Raw genomic sequence first — 16,589 nt, 5'->3', positions numbered from 1 at the left:
TTCCGCCTGCCGCGTCAACCGGCCGGATACATGACAGCAAGCCATCGCCGCTCCGGAGCCTCCCGAAGCTCTGGCAGATCAGGGGCCATCCCGTTGCGCGTGAAGTGGACGTGGCAGCGCCGCCAGGTCGCGCCCAGCACCTTGGCGCCGGCGGCCTTCAAACCCTCGTGGCGTCCGACACGACCCGTCTGACGCCCCGCAGGCCGCGACGCGCCAGCGAGCGCGGGAACACGGTCCAGAGCGGCTCGGCCCCGCTGTTGCCGACCGTCATCCCCAACACCTCCAGCCGGCCGTCGCCGTTGACGGCGACCGAGACGATACGGTGGTAGTGGCGGGCTCTGACGTAGGTGGCGTCGAGCCACATGTAGGGCAGTCGCCCTCGATCGGGCGGCGCAGGAAGGTCTGCAGCCTCGCGTTGATCTCGGCGCACAGCCGGCTGACCTGGCCCTTGCTGATCCCGTCCATGCCATGGCCTTGACCAGCTCGTCGACCGAGCGGGCCGAGATGCCCTGCACGTAGGCCTCCCCGCGACAAACGCTTCGCGTTTGCGCTGAGATCACCGCCGTCAGCGCCTTCTCGGCCGTCCGCCGGGGGTCCGGGAAGTAGCTGCCCTTGCGCAGCTTCGGGATGCGCAGCTCGACCGTGCCGGCCCGCGTCTCCCAGTCGCGCTCGCGGTAGCCGTTGCGCTGGTTGCGCCGCTGCGCGCTGCGCTCTCCGTGCCCCGCCCCGCACAGGCCTTCGGCCTCCAGCTCCATTAGCCGCTGGGCGGCGAGGCCGATCATCTCGCGCAGCACACCGGCGTCGGAGCCCTTCTCCAGATGCTCGCGAAGCGCCATCTTGTCGTCGGTCATGGTGTCGATCCCCGGTCGGTGCTGCGTGTCGCAACCCAACCCTACCCTACCGAAGATCCTCGCCGTCGCCCGGCTGATCGGCCTGCCTCCGCCTGACTCTTGCCACGTCAATTCGTGGGAAATCTTGCAGTGCGCCGGGTTGCGCGGGAAGCCAGCTCGAGGTGACACTCGAAGTGTGATCCAAGGTTCCCGGTAGCGGATCTTCCGCATCCTCAGGATCGGCCACTACCTGTCGGCGCGGCGGAGTAGCCGCTCTGATCCTGTTTTCACACCCGCCGGCATTTTAGCCGAGCTTCGGGCCCAATTGCCGGTAGCTATATGGTATCTTTATAGGATTGAATGAGGTGTCGGTGGGTTCTAACTCATTGAAATGATTGGCGGACCCGGCGAGATTCGAACTCACGACCTCTGCCTTCGGAGGGCAGCGCTCTATCCAGCTGAGCTACGGGTCCGGCGGGCGGAGAGATAGCGGGATTGGCCCACGCTGGCAAGAAGGCGCCCCGGCCGCCGCCGCCCCGGCGCCGGGCCGCGCGGCCCGTATCGCCGCCTCACACCGCCCGCACCGCCGTCGTGTAGCGGTCGAGGATGCCGTCGAGGATCGGCATCGAGGTCGCGAAGTTGAAGCGCACGAACTGCGCGCAGGCCGGATCGAAGGTCTCGCCGGCGCTGAAGGCGATCTTCGCCTTGTCGTGGAAGAAGTCGAACGCCGGCGTGTTGAGCCCGAGCGCCGAGCAGTCCAGCCACGCCAGGAACGTGCCCTCCGGCGCGTGCACCTTCACCTTTGGCGTCTCCTTGCGCACGGTCTCGACCAGCCGGTCGCGCGCCTTGAGCAGATGCGCCGTCACCGCGTCGAGCCACGGCTGGCCCTCGGTCCACGCCGCCACGGTGGCGTCGACGCCGATGGCGTTGGCGTCGCCCATCAGGCGGGCGGGGATGCGCTGGAGGAACCGGTCGCGCAGGGCGGCGTCGCCGAAATGCAGCAGCGCGGCGCGCAGGCCGGGGATGTTGAAGCTCTTGGTCGCCGAGGTCAGCGTCACCGTGCGCGCGGCGTATTCCGGGCCCAGCGAGGCGAACGGGATGTGGCGATGGCCGGGATAGACGATGTCCGCGTGGATCTCGTCGGCGATCACGATCAGGTCGCGCTCGATCGCGAAGCGGCCGAATTCCAGCAGCTCCGCGCGCGTGAACACGCGGCCCGTGGGGTTCTGCGGATTGCACAGCGTGAAGATGCGGGTCTTCGCGTCGCACTCCTTGGCCAGCGCGGCGATGTCGCAGACATGGCGCGTGCCGTCGTCGACCATCGGCAGCGCGATCAGCTTGCGGCCCGTCGTGCGGATGACCTCGCGGAACGGCGGATAGTTCGGCGTCTGCAGGATCACGCCGTCGCCGGGATCGGAGAACGCCAGCACCGGCGCGAACGTGCCCTGCACCAGATCGGCGACGGGCACCACCAGATCGGGATCGACGCTCCAGTCGAAGCGGTCCTTCATGCGCGTGGCGAAGGCCGCCGCCAGCGCCAGCCCGGCCTTGCCGCCGCCGCGCATCGGATAGCCGTAGTCGCGGCGGTCGACGATGCGGCGCACGGCGTCCTGGATCGGCTCGGCGACGGCGAAATCCATCTCCGCCACGAAGGCCGGCAGCACGTCCGGGCCGTATTTGTGCCACTTCGAGTTGGTCAGCCCGCGCAGCGTGGCCTCGGACAGGTCGAACGGATTCGCGGTGCTCACGGGGTATCGCCTTTCGCGGTGATGGCGCGGTCGCGCCGGACTTTCCGACGCCCCCGGCCCGCTGGCAAGCGGCGCGGTTTCTCATGCTCCTCGCCCTTGTGGGCTATGGCATTCGCAGATCTCACCGCCCCCGCGCCCTCATGCTCCCTGCCCCACAAGGGGGGAGCGAGATTGAAAAGGCGCCGTCACATAACACCCTACGCGCCCTAGGTCCTCGCCGGCATGAGGCGCAGCACGGCGTAGCCGGCCGCCGCCGAGAGCAGCGAGCCGACCAGCACCCCCAGCCGCAGCGGCGAGCCGTAGTCCGGGTCCGCCCAGGCCAGGTTGCCGATGAACAGGCTCATGGTGAAGCCGATGCCGGCGCACAAGGAGGCGCCGTACAGCCCCGTCCAGGTGGCGCCGGTCGGCAGGGTCGCGGCGCCCGCGCGGATCACCAGCGCGGCGGCGCCGAACACGCCGATCTGCTTGCCCACGAACAGCCCGGCGGCGATGCCCAGCGGGATCGGCTCGGCCAGCCGCGCCAGGGTCAGGCCCTCGAACGACACGCCGGCGTTGGCGAAGGCGAACACCGGCATGATCAGGAACGACACCCATGGATGCAGCGCGTGCTCGAGATGGATGAACGGGCGGTCGTCCGGCGCCTCGTCGCCGCCGCGCAGCGGCAGGCACAGCGCGGTCACGACGCCGGCCAGCGTCGCGTGCACGCCCGACTTCAGCACGCACACCCACAACACGACGCCGACCAGCAGGTAGGGTCCGAAGCGGCGCACGCCCGCGAGGTTGAGCGCGACCATCGCCGCGACGCAGAGCCCCGCCAGCGCCAGCGCCAGTCCCGAGAGGTCGGCGGTGTAGAACACCGCGATCACGACGATGGCGCCGAGATCGTCGACCACCGCCAGCGTGGTCAGGAACAGCTTCAGCGCCAGCGGCACCCTGGGACCCAGCAGCGCCAGCACCGCGACGCAGAAGGCGATGTCGGTGGCGGCGGGGATCGCCCAGCCGCGCAGCGCGACGGGATCGCCGAGGTTGAACGCGGCGTAGACCGCCGCCGGCGCCACCATGCCGCCCAGCGCCGCCACGGCCGGCAGCGCCATCTGCGACGGCTTCGACAGCTCGCCCTCCAGCGCCTCGCGCTTGATCTCGAGGCCGACCAGCAGGAAGAACACCGCCATCAGGCCGTCGTTGATCCACAGCAGCAGCGGCTTGGCGAGGCCGATCTCGCCGAACGCCAGGCTGAGCGGCGTCAGGAGCAACGCGCGGGCGTGCGGCGCCAGCGGCGAGTTCGCGAGGACGAGGGATACCGCCGCGGCGGCCACGAGGCAGGCGCCGGGGCCGGCCTCGGTGGCGAGGAACCTGCGGGTCTGGGCGATCATGCCGGGCTCCGGGCGTCGGGCCGTCGAAACGAAAACGCCCGGACCTTCCGGTCCGGGCGTTCCGCCGAGCCGTCCGATGGACGGCGGCGGCGTTCGTTATTCCTTTTCCCCGAAGAAGCTCATGAGGAACTGGAACAGGTTCACGAAGTCGAGGTACAGGCTGAGCGCGCCGAACACCGCGAGCTTCTCCTGCACGTCCGTGCCGTAGGCCTCGCTGTACTGCTGCTTGATCGACTGCGTGTCGTAGGCGATCAGCGCCGAGAAGATCAGCACGCCGACGGCCGAGATGATGAAGCTGAGCGCGCCCATCGGCCAGATGAGGTTCACGATCGACGCGATGACGAGGCCGATCACGCCCATCATCAGGAACTTGCCCCAACCCGACAGGTCGCGCTTGGTGGTGTAGCCGTAGAGGCTCAGGCCGCCGAACGCCGCCGCCGTGATGAAGAAGGTCCGCGCCACGCTGGCGCCGGTGTAGCGGAACAGCAGCAGCGACAGGCTGACGCCCATCAGCGCCGTGATCGACCAGTACACCGCGTGGATCGCAGGCACGCTCATCTTCTGCGCCCGGAACGCGGTCAGCAGCATCAGGCCGAGCGGCGCCAGGATCGCGACCCAGCCGAGCAGGTTCAGCCCGGTCACGACCGAGCGGCCGCTGGCCAGAACGCGGGTCTGGAAGAAGATGCCGGCGATGTCCGGCGACGAGAACAGCGCCAGCGCCACGATGCCGCTCAGCGCCAGTCCCGAGGCCATGTAGTTGTAGACGCGCAGCATGTGCGCGCGCAGGCCGGCGTCGAAGGCCGCCTGGTCGATGGTCGTCGCGCCGTACCCGGCGTAGGGCTGCTGCTGCGCGTTCATGTCCCACTGAGCCATGCTTGTCTCCCCAACCACGATTCTCGTCGCGGTATATTGGCGATGTGCGCGGGGTTATCAATCCCTCCGCATCGATCAATCTTAGCGTGAAATCGCCAATTCGCGCCAGAAATCCGCGTCTTTTATGTGAAAAGCCGACCTCAGGACCGTGACGTCGCCCGCGGCCTTCAACGCCGGAACGTGTCCCGCCAAGAGCGCGATTCCCCAAGAGTCTCCGCATGATAGACGGCGCGCGCCACCGCCCGGGCAAGACAGTCCGCCGCCAGCGTGCCCAGCTCCGCGGCCGCCAGCGGATCGAGGTCGCCGGCCCGCCGGCCGGTCGCGATAAAGAAAACGCAGTCGCCGTCGGAGGGGGTGTGGATCGGCCGCAGCGAGCGGGCGAGGCCGTCCTGCGCCATCACCGCCAGCCGCCGGCATCCCGCCTTGTCGAGCCGGGCGTTGGTAGCGACCACCGCGATGGTGGTGTTGCCGCGCGGATCGGCGTGGGCCGCCGCCACCGGATCGGGCGCGTCGTGCTCCAGCTCGCCCCTGCTGTGCGACACCTTCAGGCCGAGCTTGCGCGGCGGCGGCGGCAGACCGCCGAACTCGTCGCCTTGCTCCACCGCCCAGGCCCAGAACTGCGCCATGTCGCCCATGGTGGCGAAGCCGCGGGCGTTGACCGCGACCAGCGCGCCGACCTGCAAGCCGGTGGCCGGGTCGACCGCCGAGGCGCTGCCCAGCCCGCCCTTCAGGTTGCCGGCCTTGGCGCCCAGCCCGGCGCCGGAATTGCCGAGCGCGAAGTCGCGGCCGGCGGCGTCGGTCGCGGCGTAGCCCAGCTCGCGGTAGGGCGGCCAATCCCACTCCTTGTCGCCGCCGTTCAGCAGATCGAACAGGATGGCGCCGGGCACGATCGGCACGTTGACCGGCCCGACCTGGACGCCGCGGCCGCGCTCTCGCAGCCACTTCATCACGCCGTCACCGGCCGACAGGCCGAACGCCGAGCCGCCGGACAGGAACACGCCGTCGATCCGGTCGACCCGGCATGAAGGATCCAGCAGGTCGGTGTCGCGGGTGCCCGGCGCGCCGCCGCGCACGTCGACCGCGGCGCAGGCCGGCGGATCGCACAGCACCACGGTGGTGCCGCTGCGCGCGCGCCGGTCCTCGGCGTTGCCGACCAGGATGCCGTCGACGTCGGTGATCAGGTTGCGCGGGCCGGGGCGCGTCATCGATACCTCTCGCTGTCCGGCCGCGACGCTAACGACGCCGCGCGCGGCCGGTCAATCGCGATCGCGCCGGCCGCGGCCGTGGAACGACCACAGCTCGCGCATCTCGATGTAGGTGAACGACGCCGACCAGCCGATCATCAGCAGCCCGGTCAGCGCCTCGACGCCGGCCATCAGCCGCAGCCCGCCGGTCGGATAGATGTCGCCGTAGCCGAGCGAGGTGTAGGTCGTCACCGAGAAGTAGACGTAGTCCTCGAGCGTGAAGGCGGGGTGCGGCGGCCCCGCGAAATCGCCGAAGCCCGGCCACGAATCGAGCCACATGTACGACAGGCCGAACACCCAGACCTCGATGGTGTGCGCCACGAAGCAGGCCAGCACCACGAACACGATGCGGAAGCGTGGCGAGACGATGGTGAGGCGCGGCAGCAATTCCCCCGTGATCCGCAGCGTCTCGTAGTGGATCAACAGGGTGACGAGCACCAGCGCGATCGCCGCGAGCATCGATAGCAGCATGCGTTTCCTTCCGTCGACGGGCGTCTGGACGCCACGCTTGCGCGCGACGCGGCCCCGACACAGGCTACCGGCCGGCACGCGCCGTCCGCCCGCCGGAGTCCTCAATGCCGCGTTTGTGGTCGATCATCCAGCGCCGTCCCTTGATCCGGCTCAAGTCCGTGGCGCTGGCCTTCGCGCTCGGCGCGGCGCCGGCCGGGCCGATCATGGCGCGCGAACCGTTGGCGCTCGCGCGCACGCACATCGTGGCCGCCGCCAACCCGATGGCGGTCGAGGCCGGCCTGGACATCCTCCGCAAGGGCGGCTCGGCGGTCGACGCCGCCATCGCCGTCCAGCTCGTCCTCGGCGTGGTCGAGCCGCAGGCCTCGGGTATCGGCGGCGGCGGCTTCCTGCTGCACTACGACGCGCGCGGTCGCCGGATCGCCGCGTGGGACGGGCGCGAGACCGCGCCGGCCGCCGCCACCGCGACGATGTTCCTCGACACCGCCGGCCGCCCCTTGGAGTTTCCACTGGCGGTGGCCTCGGGCCTGTCCATCGGCGTGCCCGGCGCGATGCGCATGCTCGAGGCGGTCCATCGCGTCCACGGCAGGCTGCCTTGGCGCGACTTGTTCGCGCCGGCCGCGCGGCTGGCCGAGGAGGGGTTCCCGGCGCCGCCACGGCTGGCGCGCGCGCTGGAGAACGATCCCGGCCTCAAGGACGATCCGCAGGCGCTGAGGATCTTCTTCGACGCCGCGGGCGCGCCGCGCAAGCGCGGCGACATCGTCCGCAATCCCGCGCTGGCGGCGACGCTGCGGACGCTGGCCGAAGGCGGCGCCGACGCGCTGCACACCGGGCCCTTGGCGGCGGAGATCGTCGCGGCGGTGGCGCGCGCGCCGCGGCCGGGCGCGATGACCCTGGCCGACCTCGCCGGCTACCGTCCGCTGCGCCGCGCGCCGCTGTGCGCGCCGGTCGCCGATCTCCAGGTCTGCGGCATGGGTCCGCCGTCGTCGGGCCCGCTGGCGGTGCTCCAGGGGCTGGCGATGTGGCCCGTGGCGCCGGGCGCCGCCGCGCCGGCGTCGGAGGTCGAGACCGCCCACCGCCTGGCCGAGATCGGACGGCTGATCTTCGCCGACCGCGAGCGCTGGCTGGGCGATCCATCCTTCACGCCGGTGCCCGCCGACGGGTTGCTCGATCCCGCGTATCTCGCCGGCCGCGCCGCGGCGCTGCGGCGCGACGGCGTCATGGCGGCGGTCGCGGCCGGTGTCCCGCCCGGCGCGCCAACACCACCCGCCGGCGCCGAGCCGGTGAAGCCGGAGGGTGGCACCAGCCATCTCGTGGTCGTCGACCGCTGGGGCGACGCGGTCTCGTTCACCACGACGGTCGAGGGGCCGTTCGGCGCGCGCCGCTTCGTCGGCGGCTTCCCGCTCAACAACGAGCTGACGGATTTCACCGCCCGGCCGATGGCCGGCGGCCGCGCCGTCGCCAACCGCGTCGAGCCCGGCAAGCGGCCGCGGTCGTCGATGTCGCCGGTGATCGCCGTCGATGCCGACGGCCGCTTCGCGCTCGCGGTCGGCTCGGCCGGCGGCTCGCGCATCATCGGCGACGTGCTGCAGACGCTGGCCGGGATCCTCTACGAGGGCCTCGACATGCAGGCGGCGATCTCGGCGCGGCGCGCGCTCAACCGCGGACCGGCGACCGAGATCGAGCGCGGCGTCGACGATCAGGCGACCGCGCGCCTCGTCGAGGCGCTTTCGGCGCGCGGCCACCGCGTCGTCGTCGCGCCGCACGCCGGCGGCCTGCACGGCGTGCGCGCGCGGCGCGATTCCGACGGGCGCCTGCTCGGTTACGAGGGTGGCGCCGATCCCCGCCGCGATGGAGTCGCCCGCGGCGACTGACGCCTGCGCGCACGCCACGTGCGGGGACATCGCCGCGTTTCCGGCTTCGACTCGGCGCGCGCTTCGCGCTAGGAGGATGGATCATCCGCTGGAAACCGGCGCGGCCGCCGGGTTGGGAAATCAATGTCGAAGTATCCGAGCGTCCTGATGCGTGGGGGAGAGGACCACCGCGTCCGCGCGGGCCATCCCTGGGCGTTCTCGAACGAGATACTGATGGAGCCGGCCACCAAGGCCATCGCGCCCGGCTCGGCCGTGGTGCTGCGCGCCGCCAGCGGCGACGCGCTGGGCGTCGCCACCTTCAATCCGCACTCGCTGATCGCCGCGCGCCTCGTGACCCGCGACGGCGAGGCCCGCCTCGACCGAGCGCTGGTCGAGCGCAAGCTGGCCGCCGCGCTGGCGCTGCGGACGCGGCTCTACGCCGGCGTGCCGTTCTACCGGCTGGTCCACGCCGAGGCCGACGGGCTGCCCGGGATCATCGTCGACCGCTACGGCGATCTCTGCGTCGTGCAGGCCAACACCGCCGGCGCCGAGCGCATGATCGACGACATCGTCGCGGCGCTCGACGCCGTGGCGGCGCCGTCGGCGATCCTGCTGAAGAACGATTCGCCGGCCCGCCGCCTCGAGGGGCTCGAGCTGGAGTCGCGCCTCGCCAAGGGCGGGATCGCCGGCCCGGTGGACGTCCAGGAGAACGGCGCGCGCTTCGCCTGCGATCCGGCCGAGGGCCAGAAGACCGGCTGGTTCTTCGACCAGCGCGACAACCGCGCCATGGTCGCGGCCTTCGCGCAGGGCGCCCGCGTGCTCGACGTCTTCACCTACGCCGGCGGCTTCGGCGTGCTGGCGGCGGTCGAGGGCGCGGCCTCGGTCACCATGGTCGACCGCTCGCAGCCGGCGCTCGATTTCGCGAAGGCGTCGGCGGCGATGAACGGCGTGGAGTCGCGCTGCGCCTTCACCAAGGCCGAGGCGTTCGAGGAGATGACGCGGCTGCACAAGGCCGGCGAGCGCTACGACATCGTGGTGTGCGATCCGCCGGCCTTCGTGAAGAGCCGCAAGGACCTCAAGCCCGGCGCGCAGGGCTACCGCAAGATGACGCGGCTGGCGGCGCCGCTGGTGGCGCCCGGCGGCCTGCTGTTCGCCGCTTCCTGCTCGCACCTCGTCGATCCGCCGCTGTTCGCCGACCAGGTCCGCCGCGGACTGCACGACGCCGGCCGCGACGGCCGCATCCTGCGCACGTCGGGCGCCGGCATGGACCATCCCGTGCATCCCGGCCTGCCCGAGACGGCCTACCTCAAAGGCCTGCTGCTCCAGCTCGACTGACGCCGCGCGATGGCCATTCCACCGGTCGACCAGAACGCCGCCGCCGGCGGCCTGCCGCTCCGCGGCGTCCGCGCCTGGACGCTGGTGTGGGGGATCTCGGTCGGCCAGGTCATCTCGTGGGGCACGATGTACTACGGCTTCGCCGTGCTCGTGGTGCCGATGGAGCGCGAGCTGGGCTGGTCGCGCACCGACCTCAACGCCGCGCTGTCGATCGGCCTGCTGACCTCGGGGTTGTGCGCGTTCTCGGCCGGCGTGTGGATCGACCGGCACGGCGCGCGCGGGCTCATGACCCTGGCGTCGCTGGCCGGCGCGGCGCTGCTGGCGCTGTGGCCGCTGGTCGATTCGCTGATCGGCTTCTACGCGGTCTGGGCCCTGATCGGCGTCGCCATGGCCGGCACCCTGTACGAGCCGTCCTTCGCCGCCGTGGCCCGCGTCTTCCCGCGCGACGCGCGCCGCGCGATCACCGCCATCACGCTGGTCGGCGGCTTCGCCAGCACCGTGTTCATCCCGCTGATCCAGTTCACGATCGACCGCGCCGGCTGGCGCGACGCGCTGCTGATGATGGCGGCCTGCAACCTGCTGTGCGCCGCGATCCACTGGATCCTGATCCCGCCGGCCGAGCGCGGCGGCGGCAAGCCGGACCTGCCGCGCGACAAGGCGGCGCTGGCCTCGGCGCTGCGGCGGCCGGCGTTCTGGTACCTCTCGGTGTGCTTCACGGCGATGAGCGTGGTGTTCACCGCCGTCGGCTTCCATCTCGTGCCGCTGATGCTGGAGCGCGGGCTGTCGATGGCCGCCATCGTCGCCGGCTACGCCGTGATCGGACCGATGCAGGTCGCCGGCCGGCTGCTCGTGGTGTTCGCGGGCCAGCGGATCTCGACGCGGTTGATCGGCACCGTCTCGTTCGCCCTCTACCCGGTCGCCATGGCGCTGCTGTTCCTGCCGGCCGACGCCACCCTGATCGTCGCCTTCGCCATCGTCTACGGCCTGCCCAACGGCATCGTCACCATCGTGCGCGGCACCATCGTGCCGGAGATGTTCGGACCCAACGCCTACGGCGCCATCAGCGGCGCGCTGGGCACGCCGGGCATGCTGGCGCGCGCCGCCGGCCCGCTGCTGATGGCGGCGATCTGGACGCTGACCGGCGGCTACGGCGCGGTGGTGTGGACGCTGTTCGTCCTCGCGCTGGTGGCGCTGGCGTTCTGGCTCGCCGCCGTCACGGAGCGCCGCGCGCCGGGATCGTGAACCGGAACGTGGCGCCGTCCGGCCCGTTGGCCGCCAGCGTGATGTCGCCGCCATGCGCGCGCACCAGGTCGCGGGCGATGGCGAGGCCGAGCCCCGAGCCGCCGGCGCGGCCCTCGCGCGAGAACGGCGTGAACAGCGACGCCACGACGGCCTCCGGCACGCCGGGCCCGTCGTCGGCGACGTCGACGACGTCGACGCCCTCGCCGGGCGCCAGCCGCACGACCACGCGCCGGGCGCCGGCCTCGAAGGCGTTGCGGCCGAGATTGGACAGCGCGCGGAACAGCATGTGGCGGTCGGCGCGCGGGCGGGCGTCGGGCGGCACCTCGTTCACCCAGTCGCGCACCGCGTTGGGATCGCCCTGCTCGCCCTGCTCGACCAGCGCCACGCCCACCTCGTCGACCAGGTCGGCGAAATCGACCGGCGCCAGCCGGGGCGGCGGCCGGTCGCGCACGAAGGCCAGCGTGTCGCCGCACAGCGCCACGGCGCGGTCGATCGACTGCAGCATGATCGGCGCGATGGCGCGGACCTTGGGATCGTCGCTGCGCGCCAGCCGGTCGGTCAGCAGCTGCGCCGTCGCCAGCATGTTGCGCAGGTCGTGGTTGATCTTGCTCATGCCGGCGCCGAGCTCGGCCAGCCGAGTCTTCTGGCGCAGCGCCGCGCGCAGCTCGTCGCGCAGGATGTCGAACTCGCGGTCGACGATGCCGATCTCGTCGCGCCGCGGCGCCGGCGCGCCGCCGGTCGTCTCGTCCTCGGGCGCGCGGCGGAACGCGGTCATCTCGGCCGAGACGCGCTGCAGCGGCCGCACGATCAGCCAGCGCAGGGCGAAGTAGATCAGCGCCGCGGTGAAGGCGGCGATGATCAGCGACAGCACCAGGATGCGCCACGCGTAGCCGTACATGGCCACGCGCAGCGGCGCCTCGTCGACGTAGACGTAGACCTTGGCCTCGGGCAGCCGCGACGACCGGCCGCCGACCCGCAGCGCGTACGGCCCGGTCCGCGCCATCGCCGCCAGCGCGTCCCAGATCAGCTCCGGGATCATGGCGTCCTGCAGTTCGAAGGTGGCGCGCGGCCGCGGCGTGCCGGCCGGCATCAGCGAGCGCTTGGGCTTGCCGGGCTCGAACACGGTCACCGAGTCGACGCGCGCGTGGTCGAGCAGCGTGCGCGCCAGCTTCTCGTCGACCATGTTGTCGGGCGTGGCGTCGAGCGCCAGCGTCGCCAGCATGCCGGTCTCGACGCGCTCCTCAAGCCAGGTCAGGCGGAAGCGCGCGATCGACGGCAGGAACAGCGCCACCTCGGCCGTCATGACCGCGACCACCACCAGCGCCAGGATGCGCGGCGACAGCCCGAAGCCCAGCCCGCGGCGGCGCTTCGACGCGGCGGCGGTCGCGGCGGCGTCGTGGATCGTGGCGTCCGGCATGGCGGCGACGTTAGCCGACCGCGCGGCGCGGCGCGAGCGCGGCCGCCGCGTCTCGCGCCCTCTCCGCCACGGAGTGGGGGAGAGGGAGGGGCCCGCGCGCAGCGCGGGAGGGTGAGGTGGTCGCCGCCGAGGTGTCGACGCTCGATATGGGCGCACGTCGCTTTACCCATCGACATCGCCACCGACACCACGACCACCTCACCCTCCCATCGCTTCGCGATGGGCCCCACCCTCTCCCCCGCTGCGCGGCGGAGAGGGAAGAGGCGGCGCCGCTTCGCGGACGCGCCCTCAGAGGAACTTCGCGGCGATGTCGACGCTCGACCGCACACCCAGCGCGTCGAAGTGGTCGCGCAGCCAGGTCGAGGCGACCTCGCGGCCGATGCCCTTGAGGTGGCTGAGGAACTCCCACGAGGCGTTGAGCTTGCTCGACACCCCCAGCGTCTTCATGTGCGCCTCGGCGTCGATCCAGTGGACGTTCATGCGCTTGTAGGTGCCGGTGTCGAGGTGGCCGGCGTCGACCAGCGTCGTCACGAAGGCGATCGCCCGCATCTCGCGCATCAGGCTCGAGTTGAAGCTGATCTCGTTGAGCCTGTTCATGATCTCGGTCGCCGTGGTCGGCACCGTGTCGCAGGTCAGCGGATTGACCTGCACGATCACCACGTCGCGCGACTCGGCGCCGTAGATCAGCGGATAGACGGCGGGGTTGCCCATGTAGCCGCCGTCCCAGTAGGGATCGCCGCCGATCGTGATCGCCTGGAACATGAACGGCAGGCAGGCCGAGGCCAGCAGGACGTCGGCCGTGATCTCGCCGCTCTGGAACACGCGGATCTTGCCGGTGCGCACGTTGGACGCCGAGATGAACAGCTTGACCGCGCGGCAGCCCTCGAGCCGCTGGAAATCGACCGACCTCTCGAGCACGTCCCGCAACGGATTGATGTTCGCGGGATTCGTCTGGTACGGCGACAGCATCCGCGACAGCAGGTCGAAGGTCAGGAAGGCCGGCGAGCTGTCGAGGTTCCAGCCGTTGGTCAGGCGGTCGAACGGCGTCGGTTGCAGCGGGCTGAACCGCGCCGCCTCGCTGATGTTGCGCCAGAACGCCTCCAGCGCGCGCTTGGCCTCGGCGCGGCCGCCGCGGCCCATGCCGTCGGCGAACACCGCGGCGTTCATGGCGCCGGCCGAGGTGCCGCTGATCGCCTCGACCTCGATCCGCTCGTCCTCCAGCAGCCGGTCGAGCACGCCCCAGGTGTAGGCGCCGTGCGCGCCGCCGCCCTGCAGCGCGAGGTTGATCCGCTTCGTCCCCGCCGCCACCGCCGGCCGCTCGACATGCCCGTCCATCGCGTCCTCCCTCGCCGCCCGCCGGCGGTCTAGTGCGCCGTCCAGCCGCCGTCCATCGGCAGCGCCACGCCGGTCAGCGAGGCGCCGGCGTCGCTGCACAGGAACACCGTCAGCGCCGCCAGCTCGGCGACCTCGACGAACCGCTTGTTGGGCTGCTGCCTGAGCAGGATGTCGGTCACCACCTTGTCGCGCGGGATCCCGTGCGCCCGGGCCTGGTCGTCGATCTGCCGCTCGACCAGCGGCGTGCGCACGTAGCCCGGGCACACCGCGTTGCAGGTGATGCCGTCCTCCGCCGTCTCCAGCGCCACGACCTTCGTGAGCCCGTAGACGCCGTGCTTGGCCGCGACGTAGGCCGATTTGTAGGGCGAGCCGACCAGCGCGTGCGCCGAGGCGACGTTGACGATCCGGCCCCAGCCCTTCTTGCGCATCCCCGGCACCGCCAGCCGCGTGGCGTGGAACGCGGACGACAGGTTGATGGCGAGGATCGCGTCCCATTTCTCCTCGGGGAACTCCTCGATCGGCGCCACGTGCTGGATGCCGGCGTTGTTCACCAGGATGTCGACCGCGCCGAACGTGTCGATGGTCTGGCGCATCATGTTCTCGATCGCCTTGGCTTTCGACATGTCGGCCGGCGAGTAGACGACCTTGGCGCCGGTGCGCTGCGCGAGGTCGCCGCGGATCCGCTCGATCTCCATGGCGTCGCCGAAGCCGTTGAGCACGACGTTGGCGCCGGCGGTGGCCAGCGCGTCGGCGATGCCGAGCCCGATGCCGCTGGTCGAGCCGGTGACGATGGCGGTCCTGCCGCCGAGCATGTGTCCGTTGGCCATGTGGGCGTGTCCTCGGTGCGAAGGCCCCCGCCGTCGCGAGAGGCACCATGCGCCGGAGGGACATGCAACGGAAATGCCGATGGACTGCGGAGTCGATACGCGGCGGGCATCGCGCCGCCGCCAGCGGCGATGCTTACGCCGCCAGCGTCCGCAGCGCCGCCAGCAGCGCGTCCGGCTCGGGGAAGCGCGCCGGATCGACGTCGGCGAAGGCGTAGACCACGCGGCCGCCGGGCTCGACGACGTACACGGCGGGCAGCGGCAGACGCCAGGCCGTGTCGCCGTGCATCGCCGGCAGCGCCCGCTTGCGGTCGCGGTGGACGCGCACGTGGTCGGGCGACAGCTCGTAGGCGACGCCGCACAGCCGGGCGTAGGCGTTGCGCGCGTCGCTCAGCAGCGGATAGCCCAGCCCGCGCGCCCGCGCCGTGGCGCCGACCAGCTCGGGCGTCTCCGGGCAGATGCCGACCACCGACGCGCCCAGCGCCGCGATGCCGGCGCGGGCGTCGTCCAGCGCCGCCATCGTGATCTCGCAATAGGGGCACCAGCCGCCGCGGAAGAACGACAGCACCAGCGGGCCGCGGTCGAGCAGCGCCGTCGAGCGCCAGAGCGCGCCGCCGCCGTCTGGCAGCTCGAAATCCGGCAGCGTGTCGCCGATCCCGAGGCTGTCCTCGACCACCCGCAGCATGCGCAGGCGGTCGAGCTCCTCCTCGAAGGCGTCGCGTGCGAACGGGTCGATGGCGGCCATGTGGCGATCGCGCAGAAGTTCCAAGGTCCGGGCCAGATCCATGCCGTCGTTCCCCCGCCGGCGCCGGATATCCCCGCGCGACGCCTTCACGCGGTCGTCCCGGCTGCCTAGAGTCCGCGAGTGTGGCGCGGCGCGGCGGCCGGTGGAAATAGCCATCGGCTCGCGTCACGATAGCCGTGCCGTATGGCGATCGGGGTTAAACCGGAGATCCTCGACGGGAGCCGGCCTCATGGAAATGCACCAGATCCGCTACTTCCTGGCGGTGTGCGAGACCCTCAACTTCACCCGCGCGGCGGAGCGCTGCAACGTGGCGCAGCCGTCTCTGACGCGCGCCATCAAGGGGCTGGAGGACGAGCTCGGCGGCCAGCTGTTCCGGCGCGAGCGCAACAACACGCATCTGACCGGGCTGGGCGAGATGATGCGCCCGCATCTCGCCCAGGTGCTGACCGAGACCGAGGCCGCCAAGGAGCGCGCCCGCAGCTTCGCCAAGGCCGAGGACACCGAGCTGCGCGTCGGGCTGATGTGCACCATCGGCCCCGGCCGCCTGCTGCCGTTCCTGCGGGCGTTCCGCGACCGCCATCCCGGCATCGCGCTGCGCGTCAGCGACGGCAACGCCGCGACCATCGCCGACAACCTCGCGAAGGGCGGCTACGACGTGGCGATCTACGCCGTGCCCGGCGCGGTCGACGAGCGCTTCCAGTCGCGCCGGCTGTACGACGAGCGCTTCGTGATCGGCGTCGCGCCGGGCCACGCCTTCGAGCGCCAGAACGCGGTGCGGCTGGCCGATCTCGACGGCGCGGCCTATGTCTGCCGCGCGGAGTGCGAGTTCGACGGCTACGTGTCGGACCTGCTCGGCAAGGCCGGCATCGGCGTCCGGACCGTGTTCCGCAGCGACCGCGACGACTGGGTCCAGACCATGGCGCTGACCGGGCTGGGCTTCACCTACATCCCCGAGCATTCCGTGACGCTGCCCGGCCTGTGCGTGCGCCCGCTGATCGAGCCGGAGATCGCGCGCACCGTGCAGATCTCCACGGTGCGCGGCCGCCCGCACCTGCCCGCCGTCGGCGCCTTCGTCAACGAGGCCCTGCGCTTCCCCTGGAACGGCCCGCGCCAGCGCGTGTGACGCCGCGGCGCGGGCGCGCGGTCGTGCGATCGACGCGCGACGTTCGCGCGTGAAAGATCCTTCGACTGCGCGCCTACGGCGCTCCGTTCAGGATGACGGAAGGGCCGTGGTGCGTTCCTACCGACCGCTGATGACGACCGTCCCGAAATTCCCGAACCGCCCACCAACCGTCATCCCGA

13 protein-coding genes, 1 tRNA gene and 1 pseudogene are annotated in these 16,589 nt (G+C 71.7%); 4 read left to right on the top strand and 11 right to left on the bottom strand.

The window, feature by feature from the left end; translation table 11 throughout:
• Positions 1–83 precede the first annotated feature (83 nt).
• The 7 genes and pseudogenes from IPK81_09855 to IPK81_09825 all read right to left on the bottom strand — a co-directional run bounded on the left by IPK81_09855 (position 84) and on the right by IPK81_09825 (position 6,539).
• Positions 84–851, bottom strand: a pseudogene (locus tag IPK81_09855) (transposase).
• 375 nt (positions 852–1,226) lie between these two features.
• Positions 1,227–1,303: transfer RNA gene (locus IPK81_09850), tRNA-Arg, on the bottom strand.
• Between the two features lie 96 nt (positions 1,304–1,399).
• Complete coding sequence (locus IPK81_09845) at positions 1,400–2,470, bottom strand: aminotransferase class I/II-fold pyridoxal phosphate-dependent enzyme (GenBank protein QQS15038.1); 1,071 nt, start codon at positions 2,468–2,470, stop codon at positions 1,400–1,402.
• A gap of 314 nt (positions 2,471–2,784) precedes the next feature.
• A complete protein-coding gene (gene nhaA / locus IPK81_09840) occupies positions 2,785–3,951 on the bottom strand; it encodes a Na+/H+ antiporter NhaA (protein ID QQS14429.1) in 1,167 nt (388 codons plus the stop codon).
• Positions 3,952–4,047: 96 nt separating this feature from the next.
• On the bottom strand, positions 4,048–4,809 hold the full coding sequence (locus tag IPK81_09835) for a Bax inhibitor-1/YccA family protein (protein QQS15037.1): 762 nt from the start codon (positions 4,807–4,809) through the stop codon (positions 4,048–4,050).
• Positions 4,810–4,991: 182 nt separating this feature from the next.
• Positions 4,992–6,029, bottom strand: a complete 1,038-nt coding sequence (locus tag IPK81_09830) for a P1 family peptidase (GenBank protein ID QQS14428.1) — start codon at positions 6,027–6,029, stop codon at positions 4,992–4,994.
• 51 nt (positions 6,030–6,080) lie between these two features.
• Entirely contained in the window at positions 6,081–6,539 is a 459-nt protein-coding gene (locus IPK81_09825; GenBank protein ID QQS14427.1) for a two pore domain potassium channel family protein, read from the bottom strand.
• 104 nt (positions 6,540–6,643) lie between these two features.
• On the opposite strand from IPK81_09825, the gene IPK81_09820 reads away from it, so the two are divergent.
• The 3 genes from IPK81_09820 to IPK81_09810 all read left to right on the top strand — a co-directional run bounded on the left by IPK81_09820 (position 6,644) and on the right by IPK81_09810 (position 10,966).
• Positions 6,644–8,410: a gamma-glutamyltransferase family protein gene (locus IPK81_09820; GenBank protein ID QQS14426.1), complete on the top strand. Its 1,767-nt coding sequence runs from the start codon at positions 6,644–6,646 to the stop codon at positions 8,408–8,410.
• A 123-nt stretch (positions 8,411–8,533) separates the two neighbouring features.
• On the top strand, positions 8,534–9,724 hold the full coding sequence (locus tag IPK81_09815) for a class I SAM-dependent rRNA methyltransferase (GenBank protein QQS14425.1): 1,191 nt from the start codon (positions 8,534–8,536) through the stop codon (positions 9,722–9,724).
• 9 nt (positions 9,725–9,733) lie between these two features.
• Positions 9,734–10,966, top strand: coding sequence for an MFS transporter (locus IPK81_09810; GenBank protein ID QQS14424.1), 1,233 nt, complete (start codon positions 9,734–9,736; stop codon positions 10,964–10,966).
• On the opposite strand, the gene IPK81_09805 is transcribed toward IPK81_09810, so the two are convergent.
• The 4 genes from IPK81_09805 to IPK81_09790 all read right to left on the bottom strand — a co-directional run bounded on the left by IPK81_09805 (position 10,938) and on the right by IPK81_09790 (position 15,329).
• Complete coding sequence (locus tag IPK81_09805; protein QQS14423.1) at positions 10,938–12,383, bottom strand: HAMP domain-containing histidine kinase; 1,446 nt, start codon at positions 12,381–12,383, stop codon at positions 10,938–10,940. The two genes, IPK81_09810 and IPK81_09805, sit on opposite strands and share 29 nt — an antisense overlap.
• Positions 12,384–12,671: 288 nt before the next feature.
• A complete protein-coding gene (locus IPK81_09800) occupies positions 12,672–13,718 on the bottom strand; it encodes a patatin-like phospholipase family protein (protein QQS14422.1) in 1,047 nt (348 codons plus the stop codon).
• 29 nt (positions 13,719–13,747) lie between these two features.
• Complete coding sequence (locus IPK81_09795; protein QQS15036.1) at positions 13,748–14,530, bottom strand: 3-hydroxybutyrate dehydrogenase; 783 nt, start codon at positions 14,528–14,530, stop codon at positions 13,748–13,750.
• 148 nt (positions 14,531–14,678) lie between these two features.
• Positions 14,679–15,329: an AhpC/TSA family protein gene (locus IPK81_09790; GenBank protein ID QQS14421.1), complete on the bottom strand. Its 651-nt coding sequence runs from the start codon at positions 15,327–15,329 to the stop codon at positions 14,679–14,681.
• Between the two features lie 187 nt (positions 15,330–15,516).
• Here IPK81_09790 and IPK81_09785 point away from each other — a divergent pair, with 187 nt between their 5' ends.
• Positions 15,517–16,410 (top strand): LysR family transcriptional regulator, encoded by an 894-nt coding sequence (locus IPK81_09785; protein QQS14420.1) that lies wholly within the window; start codon positions 15,517–15,519, stop codon positions 16,408–16,410.
• The last annotated feature ends 179 nt before the right edge of the window (positions 16,411–16,589 follow it).

Source organism: Rhodospirillales bacterium, assembly GCA_016699855.1.
Lineage (GTDB): Bacteria > Pseudomonadota > Alphaproteobacteria > Reyranellales > Reyranellaceae.
This window is presented reverse-complemented; position numbering and strand designations above follow the sequence as displayed.